We start from the raw sequence: 19306 nt of genomic DNA, 5'->3' as shown, positions 1-19306 counted from the left end.
TTACCCTCGCTCTGCTAACAGTGAAAGCGCGTTTAGCGCCGCCACTGTAATGGTGCTTCCTCCTTTTCGGCCGATATTTGTAATAAATGGAACATCCAATTTCGCCAATTCCGCTTTCGATTCTGCCGCCGACACAAACCCGACCGGCAGGCCGATCACTAATCCCGGACGCGCTTCTCCTTCTTTAATTAAACGAATCAATTCTAGCAATGCCGTTGGCGCGTTGCCAATGGCAAAAATCCCGCCTTCTGCTTCCTTCGCCGCTTTTCGCGTCGCGACAATCGCTCTTGTCGTGTTGAGCCGTTTCGCCTCCGCAATGACATCTTCGTCGGAAATATACACTTTCACTTTTCCGCCAAACTTTTCAATACGCGCTTTGTTCACACCGACTTGTACCATTTGCACATCAGCGACGACCGTTTTGCCGCTGCGTATGGCTTTTATTCCCGCGCGGACGGCATCAGGGTGAAACAACAAGCTTTTTCCAAGCTCAAAATCGGCAGAAGCATGAATGACGCGCTGTACAATCGGATATTGTTCTTCCGTAAAATGATGTTCACCAATTTCTTCATCAATGATTTGAAAACTTCTTTTTTCAATTTGTTGCGGTTGAACTGTAATCGGGCGAAATTCCGTGCGAAAATCCATTGTAAAAGCTCCTTTCTTTTATCAATGAATGGATAACGGTACCATTTGTTGTAACGCCTTAACGACATCGGAAAACTGCGAATACACCGTGCCATACTGAATCGATGGACGGCGAATGACAATCGTCTCAATCCCTAACTCCTGTGCGGCAGCGATTTTTTCATCGACAAACCCAACTTTTCCGCTTTCTTTCGTAATGAGTAACGTAACGCCAAAATGTTGGAATAGCGCCTTATCGAGTTCTTTTGTAAACGGACCTTGCATCGCAACGATATTTTCTTGTGGAAACTTTAGTTGTTCGCATTTCTCCATATTGTCTTTGCGCGGCAGCATGCGCGCAATCACGCGCGTATTCGGGAGTCCTAACAGCTTTTTTGCGAAAGTGGATAACGTTTTGCTTCCAGTCGTTAGCATAATGACGCCTTGTTTTTTCGCAGCGAGCTCGGCTGCTTCTTCATAACTGTCAACAAACGTGACGCGCTCGTAAGCAACCGAAGCAGCTTGCCGCTCGTAACGGATATACGGAACCCCCGCATTGGTGGCAGCTTGCATCGCGTTTTTCGACGCTTCTTCGGCAAACGGATGGCTCGCATCCACCACCGCTTTCGCTTTCTTTGCGCGGATCAACTCCACCAATTGTTCCGCCGTCAGCCGTCCGAGATGCACCGCTAAGCCGGAAGCACGCAACTGGTCTGCTGCATGTTCTGTAACGACCGTCGCTAATACATCATAGCCCGCTTGTTGGATGCAAAGCGCCAGCTGGCGGGCATCGCTCGTTCCCGCTAATACGATAATCATGCAAGTTCCTCCTTAATGATGATGGTGGTGATGGTGATGATGCTCTGCAGCATGAAGCCGATATTGGCACATATCGCAGTTCATCATAACCGCCTTGCCAAGCGCTTCTTCTAATCTGTCAAGTACAATCGTTTTTAGCTCCGGATGAAATCCAAAGTAGCCTGCTAGTGCAAAATCAACTTGCGGATACTGAAAACGAAATTGTTTTACTTTTTCTTCAAGACGTTTGATAAGTACACCGGTAAACAAAAAGTACGGCAAAACCACCACTTTTCGCGCCCCTAGCTTCACGCAACGTTCCACACCATCTTCTAACGATGGCGTCGTTACTCCCATAAACGCTGGTTCTACGAGGAAATAGTTCGTTTGTTCCCAAAATAAGCGGGAAATTTTATATAAATCGCTGTTGGCATCCGGATCGCTTCCCCCGCGACCAAGCAGCACTACCGCTGTTCCCGGGTCAGGATTTTCTATATTTTCACCGATTTCTTGTAATCTTGTTTTTAAGATCGAAAACGTTTGCTCGTGAATGCCAATTGGTCGGCCATAGATGAACGCCACATGCGGATAACGCTTCTTTGCTTCATCGATCTCCGCTGGAATATGCAGCTTCGAATGACCCGCTGACAGCAAAATAATCGGAATAACGATAATCTCGCGAGCCCCGGCATCGGCACAACGGTCAATCCCTTCGCGAATCGTTGGCAGCCCAAATTCTAAAAAACTTGTTTCGATATGTAAGGATGCTGCAATGTGCGGTTTTAGCTGCTCGACAAACTGTCGGACTTGGTCGTTTCCTTCTGGGTCACGGCTGCCGTGCCCGACAAATAATACTGCTTTCATTCATTTTCTTCCCCCTTATTCACCGCAGGCAGGCACTTCGATTTTTGCCTCCCGCTTCGCTTCTTGATACACAAATCCGCCGACTTGTTTCACTCGTTGGAAAAACTTATAAAACCGTTCGTTCGGGTGTGCTCGTTCCTTATATTCTTGAATAACGCGGGTAACCACGGACACAATTTCACTAGGCGGAATTCCTTCAGCGACAAGTTGCCCTGGATGAGCGTTTCTTCCGACCGTTTTTCCTCCTAAAAATAAGTCGAATGCTCCTTTCCGATAGACGATTCCGATATCTTCCCGCACCGCTCCGTAACATGCCATGCCGCAGCCGTTTACACCGAGCTTCAATTCTTTCGGAAGCGCCATTCCTGCAAGCTGATCGTATAGCTGTTCCGCGTATGGAATCGCGTCTTTTTTCTCACCGTCGCAAAAATCACAAGCTTTCAATGTCAGTACGTCACCAACAGGGGCAACAGTCAGTCCCGCTTCTTTCAGTCTAGCGATGATACGGTCTGGATCAGAAGTAGGCACTTCCAGCTTCAAATAATGATCCGGGGTATACATCATCGTTCCGTCTTCGCCGACGATGTCAGCTAGTACCATCATTTGTTTTGGTGTAAAATTTTTGTCCGCTACCCCTGGGCTAACCGCGATTTCGAAAATCACCGGTGCAAACGTCGCGCTGTCATCGTGGCCAATCGCCAATGTTTGCAACGCTTCTTCCGCTATTTCTCTTGCCGGTTCTCGTTTCGTTTGATCAAGCGCCCACGGTTCCGCTTCTTTGCGAAGCCGTTCGTATGGTTTCAGCGGCTGTTCGGCTGCGCTTAACGTATATTTTCGTTGGTATCCGCGCGGTGTGATCATCAGCCCATCGTATACAAACGTTGAAGAATTGCCGATAATGACGGTCGTTAACATTCCGATATCGTAATCGAGCATATGCGCTAAATCCGTCAATACGATATGTTGCCGCGCACGATAAGCGCTTTTCACTAATCCGACCGGAGTATTTGGCGAGCGATAACGCAAAAGGATACGCTGCGCTTCGACAATTTGCCGCGTGCGTCGTCCGCTTTTCGGATTATATAGAGCGATGACAAAATCGGCAGCGGCTGCCGCTTCGATGCGCTTTTCTATAAGCGACCACGGCGTTAGGTGATCGCTTAAGCTAATGGTGCACGCATCATGCATAATCGGCGCTCCTAAAAGAGCGGCACATGAGTGAATGGCAGAAATGCCTGGGATGACTTCCACTTCGATATCGCTTTCTCGCGTCCATCCTTTTTCGATGAGTACCTCATACACAAGCCCTGCCATTCCGTACACGCCCGCGTCCCCGCTTGAAATGACGGCGACCGTTTTTCCGCGTTCCGCCCATTTCACCGCCTCTTGAGCGCGGCTTACTTCTTCCGTCATTCCGGTACTAATCACTTGTTTATTGCCGATTAAATCCGCAACTAGGTCAACGTACGTTTTATAACCGATAATAATATCGCTTTCTTCAATCGCTTCCCTCGCTCGCTTTGTCATATGTTCTTCGCTGCCTGGACCAAATCCGACAATCAGCAATTTTCCTTTCATTGTCTCACCTCAATTTCCCTCTTTCTTGTCCATGTGAACTGGGCTCATTTGTCGAAAAAACTTGAACACTATATCACTTTTTCACTAATACGAAGGCTTGTGCGCTCATCTATTCTCATCCATTGTTTCATTTCTTCCACATTCCGCGGGATGCGCGTATCGTGTGGAAACAACATTTTCCATACAGAAGCAAGCAGCGGAACACCAAGGTTCCATTTTTGCAATTGGTGCTGTCTAGCAAATACGTCTTGCGGTGCTCCTTGCATGACAATTTGTCCATCATGCATCACAAACACGATATCCGCCCACTCTAAGACAAAATCAAAATCATGAGTTGCAATCAAAACCGTCGTGCCGGCTTGATGAATATCGTTTATCTTCTTGATAAACCGATCGATCTGAAGGCGGTCTAAATACGCCGTCGGCTCATCGAGCACTAATAATTTCGGGTTCATCACCATGACGGCGGCAAGCGTCAGCCATTTTTTTGACCGAGGCTTAAATGATGAACGGGTTTGTCCAACCATGAACGCAATCCAAACTCGTCCAGCGCTTTTTCCATGAGCTCGTCCATCTCCCTTTTTTTCATTCCTAAATGGCACAGGCCAAACACCAGTTCATCACGTACCAATGGCGCCACAAGCTGGTGTTCCGGATTTTGAAAAACGATGCCGACTTCTCGACGCCATTTTTGCAATGTTGGACGCCGATAGTCCATCTTCTCGCCATTCCAATAGATATTGCCGGAATCTGGTCGTAACAGCCCGTTCGCATGTAAAAATAACGTTGTCTTGCCGCATCCGTTATGACCGATGAGCGCGCATTTTTTTCCATTAGGGATATGAAGGCTTAATCCTTTCAACACACACGGTCCGTTCGGATACGTATAATATACTTCGTCCATTTTCAACATCGCCTGCTGCCCTCCTATCATCCAAGCCATAGAAGCAAACTGATGCCGATGGCTGCTTCCCACAGATAACGTTTATTTTTTTCGTGGTATGTTTCCACATGAACATAGACCATTTCATCGGAAACTCCACGGGCCCATAAAGCAAGGCGCAGCGCTTCATAGGAATGCCATATTTTTTGAAACAGCTGAAACACCAACATCCCGCCATGCCGCCAATGGTTTCCTCCGTTTCTTGCTTTCATTGCTACGTATAGCTCTTCTGCTGCTTTCTCGAAAACAAATACAAACCGATACGTAAAAAACAACAACTCAATGATGATGGATGGCACTTTCATTCGCTTGAGAACATACAACATCTCTGGAAACGGGGTAGTCACTAGCAGGAAAAATAAACAAGACCATGCCGCGACCGAACGGGATAGTAAAGACATCGCAGTGAACATTTGCGAACGATCAATAGAAACATGAAAAGAACTGTCAATGGAAACAAGCAAAGCTGGAAAACTCACCATCAGAAACAATGCCACGACTCCGAGTGTTTTGGCGTACACTGTCCATGAAACACGCGCATACCCGATAATCCATACGGCAAGCCAAATCGTCATCATTACTTGCGTTTTCCAGTTCCCTATCATGGCCATTATTAATAATAGAAGCGAAAATATCACTTTTTGTTCGGGACGTATGGTCCGCAGGCGGTTATTGTAAGCGATGGTGTCAAACTGCCGGATCATTTTGTTTCCTCTCTTCGGTTCGCTCGGCCTTTATAGACGCCTACAATATAGCCAATAATACCGGCTCCGACTGCCGCTTGCACAGAAAACAGCAACGTTTCCACCTCTCCGCCTGGCGGCTCAAATATGGTTTGCGCCCAAGGCTTATAATGAGGAGCGATCACCTGAATCGTTTTTTCCGCCTGGCCATCCGTGCCGCCAAAATCAGATTCATGAATGAACAATAACGGTGCTACTACTAATAAAACGGCAAAAACGAGGAGAAAAAGACTGCGCTTCACTATTTACACTCCTCTCTCTAATTGACTTAGTTCCCGGCTACTATAAGTGGATAAGAAATTCCAAACGACGACCGTAAGCAGCCCTTCTGTAATCGCCAGTGGTATTTGCGTGATAGCAAAAATGCCGGCAAATTTGGCAAACGAAGCGAAAATGCCACCTGTCGCATCCGGAAACGCCAACGCTAATTGGAATGAGGTGACCACATATGTGGCCAAATCCGAGAAAAAGGCAGCGAAAAATATGGTCCAACGTTGCGGTATATTCCACTTTTTCCCGAAACGATAAATGCCGTATGCTACGAGCGGACCGACGACTGCCATGGACATGGCATTCGCCCCTAATGTCGTCAATCCGCCATGTGCTAGCAATAACGCTTGAAACAGCAATACGATGCTGCCCATCATCACCATCGTCCATGGACCAAACAGCACCGCGCCGAGCCCTACCCCCGTTGGATGTGAGCTGCTTCCAGTAACGGATGGAATTTTTAAGGCGGACAGTACAAACGTAAATGCCCCCGACAGCGCAATGAGCAACTTTAGTTCCGGATGCTCACGTGTAATCCGAATGAGTGAACGCAAACCGATGATCAAAAATGGCAAAAACATGAGCCACCAAAAAATCACCCATCTTACAGGTAAAAACCCTTCCATAATATGCATCGCAAATGCCGATGAACTTTCAGAAAAAGTAAAATAGACAACTAAACCGAAAAGGAAAAGGACGGATTTCCATTTTTTCATGCTCTCGTTCCTCCCGTTGTTTTGCATAATTTCGAGATTCCTAGAGGGGCAGTAGATTGCTTTGCCATCATCAATCCTTGCGTCCCTTCATAACGGTACGTTATCGTTTCTTCCAACCATTCCCCGTTCCGTAAATGCCTTCGCACAACTTCCCTTCCTTTTTCCGGCGTCATCCCGTTGTACCATACGCCTTCAGGGTAAACGATGACTACACATGCATCTTGGCAGCGGCCATTGCAGCGCGTCCGCGTCGTATGTACGAGGCCATCTAACTCCAGCAGTGCGATTTCTTCGCGGATGGCAAGCGTTACTTCCTCTCCCCCTTTACGCATACAGCTGCCTCCATTGCAAATCAGCACATGATGTTTCGTTCCGATTAGGTTCCATGTTGTCACGTTCAATCTCTCCTTTTTGGCAAAATAAAAAGCACCTCTATACGCAGAGGTGCAGAAAAATGCATACAAATATAGCCCAAAAGTATACCATTCTCCCGCACGTCTACCTATAATCCCGTAGGTATCCGTCCGAACAAATAAGGCAGGTCTCCTGACTTAGGATCATCGCTTTGTTACGCCTTCCCGAAGTTCCCTTCAGTGACATGATGTAGCAAAGCTCCCCATCACAGTGGCGGGTACCGTGACGGATTTTCACCGTACTTCCCTTTTAAGCCGATTCTCTAATGAGAAAAGGCACCTTATTTGTTTGGCATATGATATCGATTTTTCATAGAACATTTCTGTTATTCATAGTAGTATAAATTTTTAAATATCGTCAATCACTTTTTTTCAATAAGTCCGTTTTCGCCAATACAATACCGTCTTGATCAGCGTACACATAAGCGCCTGGCTCCCAACGCACGCCGCCAAATTCGAGCACAACGTCCCGCTTTCCTTTCCCTTCTTTTTTGCTTTTCACCGGGCAGGTGCCAATCGCCATCACCCCAATCGGCATATTGGCAATCTCCGCGGAATCGCGAATGCAACCATGGATAATCACGCCCGCAAGCCCTCGATCGCAGGCAATTTGCGCCAAACGATCGCCAAGCAGCGCGCAATTGCGTGAACCTTTTCCGTCAACCACTAACACTGTTCCCGCAGGAACGGTCTCTAACGCCTCGCGGACGAGCACGTTATCCTCAAACACCTCAATGGTCGCAATCGGTCCGGAAAATTCTTTTTTGCCGCCGTATGATTGCATTGGCAGTTGGCAAACTTGCAGTTCACTTAAAAATTCATCGCATAAATCTGCTGTTTTCACCATCATTCCCTCCTCGCTACGTCTTATATTTGACATCTTTGTCGAAACTCCTGCTTTTTTGCACAAAAAAACAGACAAGCGACATTGCTTGTCTGTTAGAGACTGGGCTAGCTGGATTCGAACCAGCGCATCACGGAGTCAAAGTCCGTTGCCTTACCACTTGGCTATAGCCCAATTATAATAATGATAGTCATCATGTTCTCGCCAAACGGTTTGCGGCGAGATGATTTGTACATTTTGTATTATATACAGGAGTTTTTGTCTCTATACCTGAAAACATCTAAATTTTATACGCTTTTCCTTCCCGATTTTTTATTCGTTTCGGTATGGGCGGAATCATTTTTTCAAATAATATATTTATCTCGATATGATTGGCAAAGCACTAATCGAATCGATGAAAAGCTGAAAGTTCTTTAAAAAACGTTCAAGTTTGACCATTACAACATGGGGCCCGCTTTTCCTTCGTAATAATGGAACAACCTTGTTTTGCCTTTGTTCTTGGACATGATCCGAACTTCTCCCAAATAAAAAAAGCACGCAAAGTAATCAAAACGTTTGATTTTGCTTCCATCTAAATTTTTTATATTTTTACAGTTTTTTAAACTTAATTCCATATTCACTTTACCCTTATTTTTTACAATAACCATGTCGAAAGAAATCCATTCTTGGAAAGGGAGAGTGAAGAATCAGTGAAAAAATCAACAAAAATCGGTTTGTCTCTTTCGATGTCGTTAGGATTAATGGCCCCTTATTTTTCGACAGAAACCATTGCTGCCAACCAGAACCGCCATCCGTCTACATTGCAGCCTATCGTTGAAAACGTCGAAGTCGTCGCCCACCGCGGCGCTTCCGGTTATGCGCCTGAACATACATTGGCGGCGTATGAAAAAGCCATTCAGATGAAGGCGGATTATGTAGAGTTAGATTTGCATATGACAAAAGACGGAGAATTGGTTGCCATTCATGATTCCACATTAACGAGAACAACGAACGTAGAAGATGTGTATCCCGACCGTGCTCCTTGGCAGGTAAAAGACTTTACCCTTGCCGAAATCAAACGGCTCGATGCTGGCTCTTGGTTTAACGAAACACACCCTGAATACGCGAAAAAACAATATGAAAAAGAGAAAATTCCAACTCTCCAAGAAGTCATTGATTTAATCAAAAAGAAAGACGACAAAGTAGCTCTTTACATAGAAACAAAGGATCCGGATGTGTATCCAGGAATGGAAGAAAAACTAGTCGATATATTAAAAAAGAACGGATATTTAGAAAAAGGGAAAGTAATTTTCCAATCATTCAGTGAAGCAAGCTTAAGAAAATTGCAGCAAATCGTTCCAGAAGACATTCCACTTATCCAGCTTTTTAGCCCCAAAATGATTCAAGGCAAAAATCTTGACGATGTCTTTAACCGAGCGGCCGAATACGCAGAAGGAGTTGGGCCGGATTACTCTCTCATTACCCCGACATTGATGCAGGAAGCCCACGAACGCAACATGGTCGTCCACCCGTATACAGTGAATACACAGGACAAAATGATTGAACAATTATCACTAGGTGTGGACGGCATGTTTACAGACTACCCCGATAAATTAGTAGAATTGAACAAAAAACCTTATATTTCCCATGGAATAGCTAGCGGGGAAGTAACGGATACTTCAGCCGTATTATGGGCTCGGACAAACAAGCCTGCCACCGTACAATTTGAAATTTCCGAGAATGCGTCCTTTCAACACAAAATGATCAAAAAGGCCAAAGCAGTTTCGAAATATGATTTCACCGTACAGGTAAATGTAACAGGATTAAAACCGAATACCACTTATTATTACCGCGTACAGGCTCTTCCAGGCTCTTATCAAGTAACGGGAAGTTTCAAAACAGCGCCAACGTCCAATGACATAATCCCCCTCACAATCGTCTGGGGAGGTGACACAGGGGGCCAGGGGAAAATTCCTCCGTTTCGTACTTTTGCGGCAATGGCAGAATTAAAACCAGATTTCTTCTTATTTAGCGGGGATACGATTTATGCGGATAATGCGACCCCAGCGGTTCCAACGCCACCGTCGAAAAGCATCGAGGACTTTTGGGCGAAATATAAGGAAAACCGCACAGATCCCAACTTACGCAGGCTGCTTCAATCAACAAGCGTTTATGCGATTTGGGATGATCACGAGGTCACCAATGATTTTTCTGGACCGTTTGAACCCCTCACTTCGACGGGATTTCGGGCGTTCATCAATTATTGGCCAATATTGGCAGAGCGGAGTTCATCGGGCAAGCTTTATCATAAATTTTCATGGGGAAATACGATCGACTTGTTTATCTTAAATAATCGCGGCTACCGTGATTCAAATACCCAGCCGGACAGCGATGAAAAAACGATGCTCGGCCAGGAGCAATTCGAATGGTTAAAACGGGAGCTTTCCAACTCGGATGCTCAAGTCAAGCTTATTGCTTCTTCCGTTCCTATTTCGATTCCAACGGGAAAACCGCATGCACGTGATGGATGGGCAAACGGCAACCATATCGACCCGAATGACCAAACTGGATATGAGCATGAATTTGCCAAACTTTCTACATTTATTACGGACAACAAGATTAAGAACGTCTATTTTGTCACAGCCGATGTGCATTTTGCGGATATCATCGAATACGATCCTGACCATAACGGGACCGTCGATTATCGTGAGCTGGTAAGCGGACCGATTGGAGCCGGTACGGGCCAGCCATCAGCGCTTGACCCTACATTTGGACCGAAGCGATTGTATGCCGAGGGAGGATTTTTTAACTTCGGTGTGATTAAAATTAATCCAGAACACAAACAAATAACTGCCGAAATTCGCGATGAAAATGGGCGCGTCCATTTTCATATCGACTTTCCAATCGAATCGCAGTAATCACATTCGAATGTCCTTATTTCTGTAGGCGTGCTTGGACAACATAGAGAAATGCGACAAAACCAATCACGCCAATGACGATGATATAAGGTAAGAATGGATTCCATCTACCTTCCTTCAACTCTTCTGCCGCCACGTGCTGCGTCGGCGGCTTTCCTTTTCCAAACGCTTCGATGTCCGGCTTGGCGTGCGACAACGGTTTTGTCAGCGAGCAAATTCCTGTGACCCAGTCCGTATCGTCATACGCATAGACAAGATACTCTTTTCCGACTTCAAACGGATACCCACAATCTGCCTCGTGGAAGCCGGTGTACACGACAACATGTGTTTCGTTTACCCCTTTCCACGTACGGTCGACTGAAAAAATCACTGCACGTTGCGAAACCCGCTCTCCGATTTCCGGTTCTTTCCGCGTTGTTTCATAAATACGAACGACTTTCCCAGAAAACACCGCATCACTTTTCGTAAACTCTTCCGACGGAGAACGAGGCGGAACGCAGTCACACGCATACGTCTGCGCTCCCCCATACAGGCAAAAAAGGACAGCAATGCCAAGCAGCCACCACCAGCATCGTTCCATTAAACCACCCTTTTTCTTCATTAGTCGCAGCCAAAGGGCAGTTGGTTACACATTGGCACCCTTCGCGAGTTCCTCCAGTCGCTTTAACGCTTCCTCCTTATCGAAAGAACTGTACCAGCGGTCATTGTACACATCTAAAATACGGTAATGCTTGCTGATAATGTTTTGCTGGAGGCGAAACGGACCCATCCGCTTAATTTCTCTCCACCATACTTTTCCGCCGAACGTCTTTCCTTTCGGTACATCGATTTCTTCATGGGCGATCGTTTCAATCACTTCAAGTGGGCTATCGCCAAGCACTGATTCGATAATTTCGCTATCACGGAATAGCGCGCATAACGCGACAACTTGCGTCCAGCTCGCCTGTATCCGTCCTTTTTCAATTTGCACGAGCGTTTTTTTCGAAATCCCCAGCACTTCCGCCATCTTATCTTGCGTATATCCTTTTTCGACGCGAATTAACTTCATTTTACTGGAGAGAAGATCGATTACTTCTTGTTTATCCATTGTTCTCCCTTCTTGTGTTTACATAATATAATTACTGTTTCTTTAAAAAATTCCCTTACAAGTGTAATCGTACAATTTTTGGCTTTATTCGTAAATATCCTAATTGCCATTTTCTAGTGATGGAAAAATAATCTCCCCCTCAACATGAGGAAGGAGATTATTTTTTCGGAAACGAAAACACTATTTTTTTCTCCTTTTCATCCCACACTAACGCCGCATCAAACGTTTTTTCTCCTTTTTTAAATCCTTTAATCATGTTCGTTTTCCCATGCTGCAAAAGCTTTTTCACATTCGCTTGCGAAATCGTTTTGCCAAGAATTTTTTTCGAAATCGTAAACGAGCATTTCGTCTTGGCATAATTGGCGCAGCCGTAAAACGCGCCTTTGTCGATGACCGTGCCGCCACACAGCTTGCAGGTGCCAATAGACTTTCCAAGTGTTGCTTTCGATTTTGCCCGTTGAATGGATTCGGTATCCAACCCGGCGAAGTTCCATGCTTCCGACATTTCAACGGCGTCTTGAATAATTTTTGCAGACAGCCTTTTTACTTGCTCCATAAACTGCGCCGCTGACGCCCTTCCTTCGCCAATCTCGCTTAAGCGTTGTTCCCATTTCGCCGTCATTTCCGGAGATGCTAAAATTTTATCGCCAATCGCTTCAATTAACACTTTCGCTTTGTCGGTCGCATACACTAGGTTTTTCTTTACCTCAATATAGTTGCGCTCTTTCAGCGTCGTAATGATGGCCGCGCGCGTCGCTTCCGTGCCGAGACCTTCCGTTTTGGCGAGCACTTTTTCCAATTCTTCGTTATCTAAAAATTTCCCCGCCGTTTTCATCAGCGTAATCAGCTGACCTTCTGTATACCGTTTCGGCGGCTGGGTCTTTCCTTCTTTGACACGGACATCAAGCACATTGCCGCTTTCTCCTTCCCGAAGCGCCGGGAGGATCGCTTCCTCGTCCTCCTCGCGCTGGCTGATGACTTTCCGCCATCCTTCCTGAATTTGCTGCTTTCCTTTCGAGATAAAACGGGCGCGCCCATCGACAAGCGTTGTGACGGTTGTATAGTCAAACACCGCCGCTTCGTAATGCGCGGCAATAAGACGGCGCACGACCAAATCGTAAATTTTCCGCTCATCCGCCGATAACTTCGCCGGATCGGTCACCTGTTCCGTCGGGATGATCGCATAGTGGTCGGTCACCTTTTTTTCATTTACATAACGTTTATTATGTAAAATAGACGCGTTCGGCAGCGGAAAAAATGGCTGATATTCCGGAAACGCTCGCAATTTTTGCAAAATGTCCGGGAATGTTTCCGCCTCGCCTTTTGTCACATAGTTCGAATCGGAACGCGGATATGACACAATTCCTTTTTGATATAATTTCTGCAAAATATCGAGCGTCTTTTTCGGGGAAAATTGGTACATCCTGTTGGCCGTTGCCTGCAAGGAGGACAAATTGAATAAGAGCGGCGGCTGAAACGTTTTTCTTTCCGTTTGAACCTCTTTTACTTCGGCCGGCTTGTTTCGGCAAAACTGGGCGATTTTTTGCGCCAGCTGCTCCTCCTTGATCCGCGTTTCTCCTTCTTCACTTGTCCATTTCCCTTCATACCGCCTGTCATCAACCGCAAACGTCGCCACGACTTCCCAAAACGGTTCGGGACGAAACTGCTCAATTTCTTTTTCCCGCTTCACGATGAACGCGAGTGTTGGCGTTTGGACTCTTCCAACCGAAAAAACGTCATTCATTCCCTTTTGCTTTAGCAAAATGCTGTACACGCGCGAGGCGTTCATCCCGACAAGCCAATCGGCACAAGCGCGCGCGTACGCTTCTTCATATAAATTTCTTGTTTCTGCTTCATCTAACAGCTGCCGGAATCCGGCCTCAATTGCTTTCGGCGTTAACGACGAAAGCCAAAGGCGCTTCATCGGCTTTTTCACGCCGCTCATTTGAATAATATTGCGGACAATCAGCTCCCCTTCTCTTCCGGCGTCACCGGCATGGATAATTTCCGTCACTTCCGGTTTGCGAAGCAATTCTTTCACAATCGCAAACTGTTTTGCTTTCGCTTTTTCTACCTCATATTGAAAACGCTCCGGAATGATCGGCAGCGTCTCGAGTTTCCATTGTTTCCATTCCGGACGATACCGTTCGGGCGGCACAAGCTGGAAAAGATGCCCGACCGCCCACGTCATATATGCTCCTTTCGGAAACAATTCATTTGGAAAAATTTCAATATAACCTTGATGTTTTTTGTTTTTAAAAATGGACGCGAGAGTCGCGCCTTGGTCTGGTTTTTCGGCGATAATCACTTTCATTGCAAACTTCTCCTCGCTGTTGAACTAATTACGGTACCTCATGCCCCATCGAGCTTTGCAAAATTTCAAACCACTGCTCGCGGCGAAGCGGCAGCCCTAGCGCACGCACCGCACGAATAATACGCTCTTTTTTACCGGAACCGACAATCGGCATCATCCGAGCCGGATGGACAAGCAGCCAGGCGTACAATACTTCGTCGATTGTCTCCGCGCCTAATTCATTTTTGATCCGCTCGAGCGTATCACGGAGACGAACCGCTTTTTCATCATCCGCCGTAAATATTTTCCCGCCCGCAAGCGGCGACCACACCATCGGCGGAATCCGCTTTTCTAAGCATAAATCAACGGTTCCGTCTTCGATATTTTCTAAGCAATAGGCCGACACTTCAATTTGGTTGGTCACAAGCGGAAAATCTAAATACGATTGAAGCATGTTAAACTGCGAACGTTTAAAGTTGGACACGCCAAAATGGCGCACTTTCCCTTCTTTTTTCAGCTGGGTGAACGCCTCTGCCACTTCTTCCGGATTCATAAACGGGTCCGGACGATGAATAAGCAGCACATCGATGTAATCGGTGCGGAAATTTTTCAACGATTGGTGGACGGAAGCGATAATATGCTCCTTGCTCGTATCATAATGATTCAAGCCGTATTTCGATGCGCGCTTAATCCCGCATTTTGTGACAATCTCGATGTGCCCGCGCAAGCTTGGCTTGAGCGCCAATGCTTCGCCAAATAACGCCTCGCACGTATAATTCCCGTAAATATCGGCATGATCAAACGTCGTGATTCCTTGTTCAAGACAAAATTCAATGAGATCGAGTATCTGTTCTTTGGAATAGTTCCACTTCGCTAGTCTCGATAATCCATGAATGATGCGGGAAAATGTTAAATCTTCTGCTAAACGAATTCGTTCCATCATTTGTCCTCTCTTTCTTTTTCATGCGGTATATACCAAATCGATTTCCCCATTCCTTTTTAGAGTAATCTGTTTCTTTTTGCGCATACTACGTAACAGCGGAAAAACAGGAAAGGAATGGGAAGATGATGAAAAAACAGCTATATGTATGGCTAATGATCGTACTGCTGCTTGCTCCATGGCGCGCCTACGCCGCAGACACAAAATATCAATGGAACCTTGCTGACATTTATGCTTCAGAAGCCGATTTCGAGCGCGACTATCAAGCAGTCGTCGATGCGCTGCCAAAACTGTCCGCCTATGAAGGAGAACTAGCGCGGCCTTCCAACGTCGCCAAACTATTTGCCCTTAATGAAAGGATAGCACGAAAGCTCGAAAAATTGTCGCTTTATGCTCATTTAAAACAAGATTTAAATATTGAAGACGAGAGCGCGGCACGGCTGAAAGCAAAAGTGGAAACACTTATTTCCGACTATGGGGCCAAAACGGCGTTTATCGAACCGGAACTGCTGTCGCTTTCCGAGCATACGCTTGACAAGCTGCAAAAAAGCAAGCCGCTCAAGCCGTACCGCTATTATTTTGAAGAATTGAGCGAGCGGAAAAAGCATACTCTTTCCAAACGAGAAGAACAGCTGCTCGCCAAGCTCTCTCCCATCATGAGCGACCCGGAAAACATTTATAACAATGCCGCACGCGGCGATTATGAGCCGCCTTCGATCCGCACACCGGAAGGAAAAACGATTTCGCTGACGGATGAAAACTATACAAAAGCGCTTGAACACCCGGACCGCGGCTACCGCAAGCGGGCGTTTCAAACACGTTTTCAAAGCTATGAAGCGATCGAAAACACATCCGCCGCCACGCTATACGCTTCCGTAAAAGCGGATGAACTATACGCGAAAGCACGAAAATATCAATCTGGCCTCGATGCGGCACTATCGGCCGATGATGTGCCAAAACAAGTGTTTACGAATCTCATTTCTACCGTCAAGGATCATTTGCCATCATTGCACCGCTATGTCGAACTTCGCAAAAAAGCACTCGGCGTCGACCGCGTCCATAGTTACGATATGTATGTGCCGCTTGTCGACGAGACGGTCACGAAAAAAATGAAGTTTCCGATCGAAACGGCGCAGACGCTCCTCCTTAAAGGGCTGAAACCGCTCGGGGATGACTACCTCGAACATGTGCGGCGCGCTTTCGAACAGCGCTGGCTTGACGCATATCCGCGTCCGAAAAAATATACGGGCGGCTATAATACGGGAGCGTACGACACCCATCCGTTTATTTTGCTCAACTACGACGAGTCGCTTGATGGCGTGCTGACGCTTGCCCACGAAATCGGGCATGCGATGAATTCCGTCTATACAAACAAAACGCAGCCGTACCATTATTCCGGGCAATCGATTTTTACCGCTGAAGTCGCTTCCACCGCCAACGAATGGCTGATGATGGATTATTTCCTAGAGCAAGCAAAATCGGACGAAGAAAAGCTGTATTTACTCAACCAGCAAATCGATCAAATTCGCGGCACATTATACACGCAAGTGATGTATTCCGAATTTGAACAAGCGATTCACGACAAAGTGCGGCAAGGCGGGAGCTTAACCGCCAAGGAGTTGAACGAGCTTTGGCTTCGCCTATTGAAAAAATATTACGGCCCGGCGTACGCCGCCGATTTAGAAGCCGCGCGCGGCTGGCTGCGCATCCCGCATTTTTATGACGCATTTTACGTCTATAAATACGCCACTTCTCTCGCCGCTTCCTTCGAGCTTGTCAAGCAAATGAAAGCGGATGAAACCGGACAGGCAACGAAACGCTATTTGCAGTTTTTAAGCGCCGGCACATCCGACGACCCGATCCGCCTTTTGCAAAAAGCAGGAGTGGATATGACATCGCCGAAGCCGCTCGAGAACCTGCTGTCTTATTTCGACTCGCTCGTTCGCGAAATGGAACAGCTGTTAAAAAAGCAAGGAAGACTGTAACTGGATATGGCGATGGCTCCAAAAGGTAGCTTTCCGAGCCTTTTCGAGCCAGCGCTTTTTGATTCATGATATTTAAGCGGCAATCGACACACAACATTTATTTTACTTTAATACGGAAAACATAGTTGCCTTCTCCTTGCTTCCAATTCGCCATAAGATGATAAACATATACCCCGCTTTCACTTGGCGCGGTAATTTTTTTGTTCTTTACCTTTATATTTTTTGCCTTTCCTTTATTAATCCACTGTTCTACAGATAAAGAAACTGGTTCTTTTTCAAAATCAATTTCTATTTCTGAATGAGGCACAACCTCAACCGGTTCGTGTACGTCTCCTATTTTCCATGGAGACGCGTAAGCCCAATCGACACACTTTTTAGAGAAAAATGTTTTCCAGCAGTAAGAACCTTGTATAACCGGAATTTTTTGTCCTGCCGCCGATATGTCTAACTCAGGTGGTTTGGAGCTGGCAGTCACAAAAAAGTATGTCCCAAAACTGCATAACCCGGCGATCATCAATATGGCAAAAAATTTTTTCATGGCTACCGCTCCCTCTATATGCCTTTTACTTATTAGACGGCGCGCAAAGATAAATGTTACTATGGTGAATCCATCACTTCCAACTAATCTTTATCTGATCCATTGCGTCTCCCTTCATCACACTATTTCTTCTACCTGTAACCAATGCTTCGAAATAGTCGGAAAAACGAAAAAAGATCACCGCATGTGAACCTGCGATGACCATTTTAGCGCTAAAATCGACAATTTCTCAATATTCTTCCAGCTTTTCAATCTTCTCCTTCACCTTCCTAATGTTTTCCATTTTGTTATCCCAACAGGCCTGGCTTAAATCGACGGGATATTGTTCGGGATTCATCGTCCGTTTATACTCATCCCAAAACAATCGCAAATTTTCTTTGACAAACGCTTGAATTTCTTTTAATGGCGGAGACGTATACACAAGCTTGCCATTGTCAAAAATCGTTTCATGCAAATCCCTTGCCTCAAAATTGGTGACAAATTTGCTGATAAACGTATAAACAGGATGAAACATTTTGAGCCGTTCTTCTTGTTGCGGATTTTCGCTTTCTAAGGCAATATAGTCGCCTTCCGCTTTTTTATTGATTTTGTTGACAATGCGGTACACCCGTTTCAGCCCCGGGGTCGTGACTTTTTCCGGGTTGCCGCTGATTTTAATCGTATCGACCATATTTCCGTTTTCATCTTCAATGGCGACTAATTTATAAACGGCGCCCAACGCCGGCTGATCGTACGCGGTTATTAATTTCGTGCCGATTCCCCAGACGTCGATTTTCGCGCCTTGTGATTTTAAATTGAGGATCGTTTCTTCGTCTAAATCGTTCGACGCGAAAATTTTCGCCTTCGTAAATCCCGCTTCATCGAGCATTTTTCTCGCTTCTTTCGACAAATAGGCGAGATCGCCGCTGTCGATGCGGATGCCAATAAAATTGATTTGATCGCCCAGCTCTTTGGCGACACGAATCGCGTTTGGCACCCCTGACTTCAATGTATCGTACGTGTCGACGAGAAAGACGCAATCTTTATGGCGGCGCGCATATTTATGGAACGCGGTGTATTCATCTTGATAGGCTTGTACCATCGCGTGCGCATGGGTGCCGGCAACCGGAATGCCGAAAAGTTTCCCTGCCCGTACGTTCGATGTCGCTTCAAACCCGCCGATATAGGCAGCGCGTGCTCCCCACAGCGCGGCATCCATCTCGTGCGCCCGGCGGCTGCCGAACTCCATCGCCGGCTCATCGCCGAGAATATGTTTAATACGAGACGCTTTTGTCGCGATTAACGTTTGAAAGTTGATAATGTTTAAAATCGCCGTTTCCACGAGCTGCGCTTCGGCAAGCGGCGCTTCAATGCGCAAAATCGGCTCGTTGCCGAAAACGATTTCCCCTTCTTTCATCGAGCGCAGCGTGCCGGTAAAACGAACCGTTTGCAAATAATCTAAAAAATCGTCCCGATATCCCAATTCCGATCGCAAATAGTCAATATCGCTTTCGGAAAACCGGAATTCCTGCAAAAATTGAATGACCCGTTCCAAGCCGGCAAATACCGCGTATCCGTTTCCAAACGGCAGCCTGCGGAAAAACACTTCAAACACTGCCTTGCGGTTATGAATGCCGTCTTCCCAATACGTTTCCACCATATTAATTTGATATAAGTCCGTATGAAGGGTAAAACTGTCATCCGCATATTTTTCGTTCATGGTGCTACCTCCAAAACACAAATCAGTTTGACACAAAAAACGTCCATCGTCTATTCTACCATTTTTATTCT

Annotated in this window: 17 protein-coding genes, 1 tRNA gene, 1 pseudogene and 1 riboswitch; of the genes and pseudogenes, 2 read left to right on the top strand and 17 right to left on the bottom strand. The window is 46.2% G+C overall.

Annotation, left to right across the window (positions count from 1 at the left end):
• From AC1WMD_RS11150 to AC1WMD_RS11100, 11 genes and pseudogenes are all read right to left on the bottom strand, one after another.
• Nucleotides 1-648 (bottom strand): precorrin-8X methylmutase, encoded by a 648-nt coding sequence (locus AC1WMD_RS11150; RefSeq protein WP_494257251.1) that lies wholly within the window; start codon nt 646-648, stop codon nt 1-3.
• A 21-nt stretch (nt 649-669) separates the two neighbouring features.
• Nucleotides 670-1446 carry a precorrin-6A reductase gene (cobK, locus tag AC1WMD_RS11145; protein ID WP_494257250.1) on the bottom strand — a complete coding sequence of 259 codons (777 nt, stop codon included), beginning with the start codon at nt 1444-1446 and terminating at the stop codon, nt 670-672.
• A 12-nt stretch (nt 1447-1458) separates the two neighbouring features.
• On the bottom strand, nt 1459-2289 hold the full coding sequence (locus tag AC1WMD_RS11140) for a sirohydrochlorin chelatase (protein ID WP_494257249.1): 831 nt from the start codon (nt 2287-2289) through the stop codon (nt 1459-1461).
• A gap of 15 nt (nt 2290-2304) precedes the next feature.
• Complete coding sequence (gene cobJ / locus AC1WMD_RS11135; protein WP_043904545.1) at nt 2305-3867, bottom strand: precorrin-3B C(17)-methyltransferase; 1563 nt, start codon at nt 3865-3867, stop codon at nt 2305-2307.
• A gap of 68 nt (nt 3868-3935) precedes the next feature.
• Nucleotides 3936-4780 (bottom strand): annotated as a pseudogene (locus AC1WMD_RS11130) (energy-coupling factor ABC transporter ATP-binding protein).
• 17 nt (nt 4781-4797) lie between these two features.
• A complete protein-coding gene (gene cbiQ / locus AC1WMD_RS11125; RefSeq protein ID WP_494257247.1) occupies nt 4798-5514 on the bottom strand; it encodes a cobalt ECF transporter T component CbiQ in 717 nt (238 codons plus the stop codon).
• Nucleotides 5511-5795, bottom strand: coding sequence for an energy-coupling factor ABC transporter substrate-binding protein (locus AC1WMD_RS11120; protein ID WP_494257245.1), 285 nt, complete (start codon nt 5793-5795; stop codon nt 5511-5513). Before AC1WMD_RS11120 ends, cbiQ begins: the two co-directional genes overlap by 4 nt.
• Before the next feature lie 3 nt (nt 5796-5798).
• Entirely contained in the window at nt 5799-6539 is a 741-nt protein-coding gene (locus AC1WMD_RS11115; RefSeq protein ID WP_494257243.1) for an energy-coupling factor ABC transporter permease, read from the bottom strand.
• Nucleotides 6536-6934, bottom strand: a complete 399-nt coding sequence (locus AC1WMD_RS11110; RefSeq protein WP_043904540.1) for a (2Fe-2S) ferredoxin domain-containing protein — start codon at nt 6932-6934, stop codon at nt 6536-6538. The genes AC1WMD_RS11115 and AC1WMD_RS11110 overlap by 4 nt, the downstream gene beginning before the upstream one ends.
• 124 nt (nt 6935-7058) lie before the next feature.
• A riboswitch (cobalamin riboswitch) is annotated at nt 7059-7251 on the bottom strand.
• Between the two features lie 59 nt (nt 7252-7310).
• A complete protein-coding gene (gene rraA, locus AC1WMD_RS11105) occupies nt 7311-7796 on the bottom strand; it encodes a ribonuclease E activity regulator RraA (protein WP_494257382.1) in 486 nt (161 codons plus the stop codon).
• Between the two features lie 102 nt (nt 7797-7898).
• A tRNA-Gln gene (locus tag AC1WMD_RS11100) sits at nt 7899-7970 on the bottom strand.
• A 515-nt stretch (nt 7971-8485) separates the two neighbouring features.
• Here AC1WMD_RS11100 and AC1WMD_RS11095 point away from each other — a divergent pair.
• Entirely contained in the window at nt 8486-10693 is a 2208-nt protein-coding gene (locus AC1WMD_RS11095) for a glycerophosphodiester phosphodiesterase family protein (RefSeq protein WP_494257241.1), read from the top strand.
• Between the two features lie 16 nt (nt 10694-10709).
• On the opposite strand, the gene AC1WMD_RS11090 is transcribed toward AC1WMD_RS11095, so the two are convergent.
• The 4 genes from AC1WMD_RS11090 to AC1WMD_RS11075 form a co-directional block, all read right to left on the bottom strand.
• Nucleotides 10710-11273, bottom strand: coding sequence for a netrin-like domain-containing protein (locus tag AC1WMD_RS11090; RefSeq protein ID WP_494257240.1), 564 nt, complete (start codon nt 11271-11273; stop codon nt 10710-10712).
• A gap of 45 nt (nt 11274-11318) precedes the next feature.
• Nucleotides 11319-11780 (bottom strand): helix-turn-helix transcriptional regulator, encoded by a 462-nt coding sequence (locus AC1WMD_RS11085; RefSeq protein ID WP_494257239.1) that lies wholly within the window; start codon nt 11778-11780, stop codon nt 11319-11321.
• A gap of 157 nt (nt 11781-11937) precedes the next feature.
• Nucleotides 11938-14094 carry a DNA topoisomerase III gene (locus AC1WMD_RS11080; protein ID WP_494257237.1) on the bottom strand — a complete coding sequence of 719 codons (2157 nt, stop codon included), beginning with the start codon at nt 14092-14094 and terminating at the stop codon, nt 11938-11940.
• A 28-nt stretch (nt 14095-14122) separates the two neighbouring features.
• Complete coding sequence (locus AC1WMD_RS11075) at nt 14123-15013, bottom strand: aldo/keto reductase (protein ID WP_494257381.1); 891 nt, start codon at nt 15011-15013, stop codon at nt 14123-14125.
• A 128-nt stretch (nt 15014-15141) separates the two neighbouring features.
• On the opposite strand from AC1WMD_RS11075, the gene pepF reads away from it, so the two are divergent.
• Entirely contained in the window at nt 15142-16998 is a 1857-nt protein-coding gene (pepF, locus tag AC1WMD_RS11070; RefSeq protein ID WP_494257379.1) for an oligoendopeptidase F, read from the top strand.
• A gap of 97 nt (nt 16999-17095) precedes the next feature.
• Here pepF and AC1WMD_RS11065 read toward each other — a convergent pair whose 3' ends face one another.
• Both AC1WMD_RS11065 and AC1WMD_RS11060 read right to left on the bottom strand, forming a co-directional pair.
• Nucleotides 17096-17536, bottom strand: a complete 441-nt coding sequence (locus AC1WMD_RS11065) for a hypothetical protein (RefSeq protein ID WP_494257235.1) — start codon at nt 17534-17536, stop codon at nt 17096-17098.
• Nucleotides 17537-17765: 229 nt separating this feature from the next.
• Nucleotides 17766-19235, bottom strand: a complete 1470-nt coding sequence (locus AC1WMD_RS11060; RefSeq protein ID WP_494257234.1) for a nicotinate phosphoribosyltransferase — start codon at nt 19233-19235, stop codon at nt 17766-17768.
• Between the last annotated feature and the right edge of the window lie 71 nt (nt 19236-19306).

The organism is Parageobacillus sp. NEAU-HV-2 (genome assembly GCF_059115485.1).
This window is presented reverse-complemented; position numbering and strand designations above follow the sequence as displayed.

What these genes read in the sequence shown, in the direction of transcription:
- AC1WMD_RS11150 (WP_494257251.1), bottom strand. Translation starts at nt 648, where the DNA reads ATGGATTTTCGCACGGAATTTCGCCCGATTACAGTTCAACCGCAACAA.
- cobK (WP_494257250.1), bottom strand. Translation starts at nt 1,446, where the DNA reads ATGATTATCGTATTAGCGGGAACGAGCGATGCCCGCCAGCTGGCGCTT.
- AC1WMD_RS11140 (WP_494257249.1), bottom strand. Translation starts at nt 2,289, where the DNA reads ATGAAAGCAGTATTATTTGTCGGGCACGGCAGCCGTGACCCAGAAGGA.
- cbiQ (WP_494257247.1), bottom strand. Translation starts at nt 5,514, where the DNA reads ATGATCCGGCAGTTTGACACCATCGCTTACAATAACCGCCTGCGGACC.
- AC1WMD_RS11090 (WP_494257240.1), bottom strand. Translation starts at nt 11,273, where the DNA reads ATGGAACGATGCTGGTGGTGGCTGCTTGGCATTGCTGTCCTTTTTTGC.
- AC1WMD_RS11080 (WP_494257237.1), bottom strand. Translation starts at nt 14,094, where the DNA reads ATGAAAGTGATTATCGCCGAAAAACCAGACCAAGGCGCGACTCTCGCG.
- AC1WMD_RS11065 (WP_494257235.1), bottom strand. Translation starts at nt 17,536, where the DNA reads ATGAAAAAATTTTTTGCCATATTGATGATCGCCGGGTTATGCAGTTTT.
- AC1WMD_RS11115 (WP_494257243.1), bottom strand. Translation starts at nt 6,539, where the DNA reads ATGAAAAAATGGAAATCCGTCCTTTTCCTTTTCGGTTTAGTTGTCTAT.
- AC1WMD_RS11075 (WP_494257381.1), bottom strand. Translation starts at nt 15,013, where the DNA reads ATGGAACGAATTCGTTTAGCAGAAGATTTAACATTTTCCCGCATCATT.
- cobJ (WP_043904545.1), bottom strand. Translation starts at nt 3,867, where the DNA reads ATGAAAGGAAAATTGCTGATTGTCGGATTTGGTCCAGGCAGCGAAGAA.
- pepF (WP_494257379.1), top strand. Translation starts at nt 15,142, where the DNA reads ATGAAAAAACAGCTATATGTATGGCTAATGATCGTACTGCTGCTTGCT.
- AC1WMD_RS11085 (WP_494257239.1), bottom strand. Translation starts at nt 11,780, where the DNA reads ATGGATAAACAAGAAGTAATCGATCTTCTCTCCAGTAAAATGAAGTTA.
- AC1WMD_RS11060 (WP_494257234.1), bottom strand. Translation starts at nt 19,235, where the DNA reads ATGAACGAAAAATATGCGGATGACAGTTTTACCCTTCATACGGACTTA.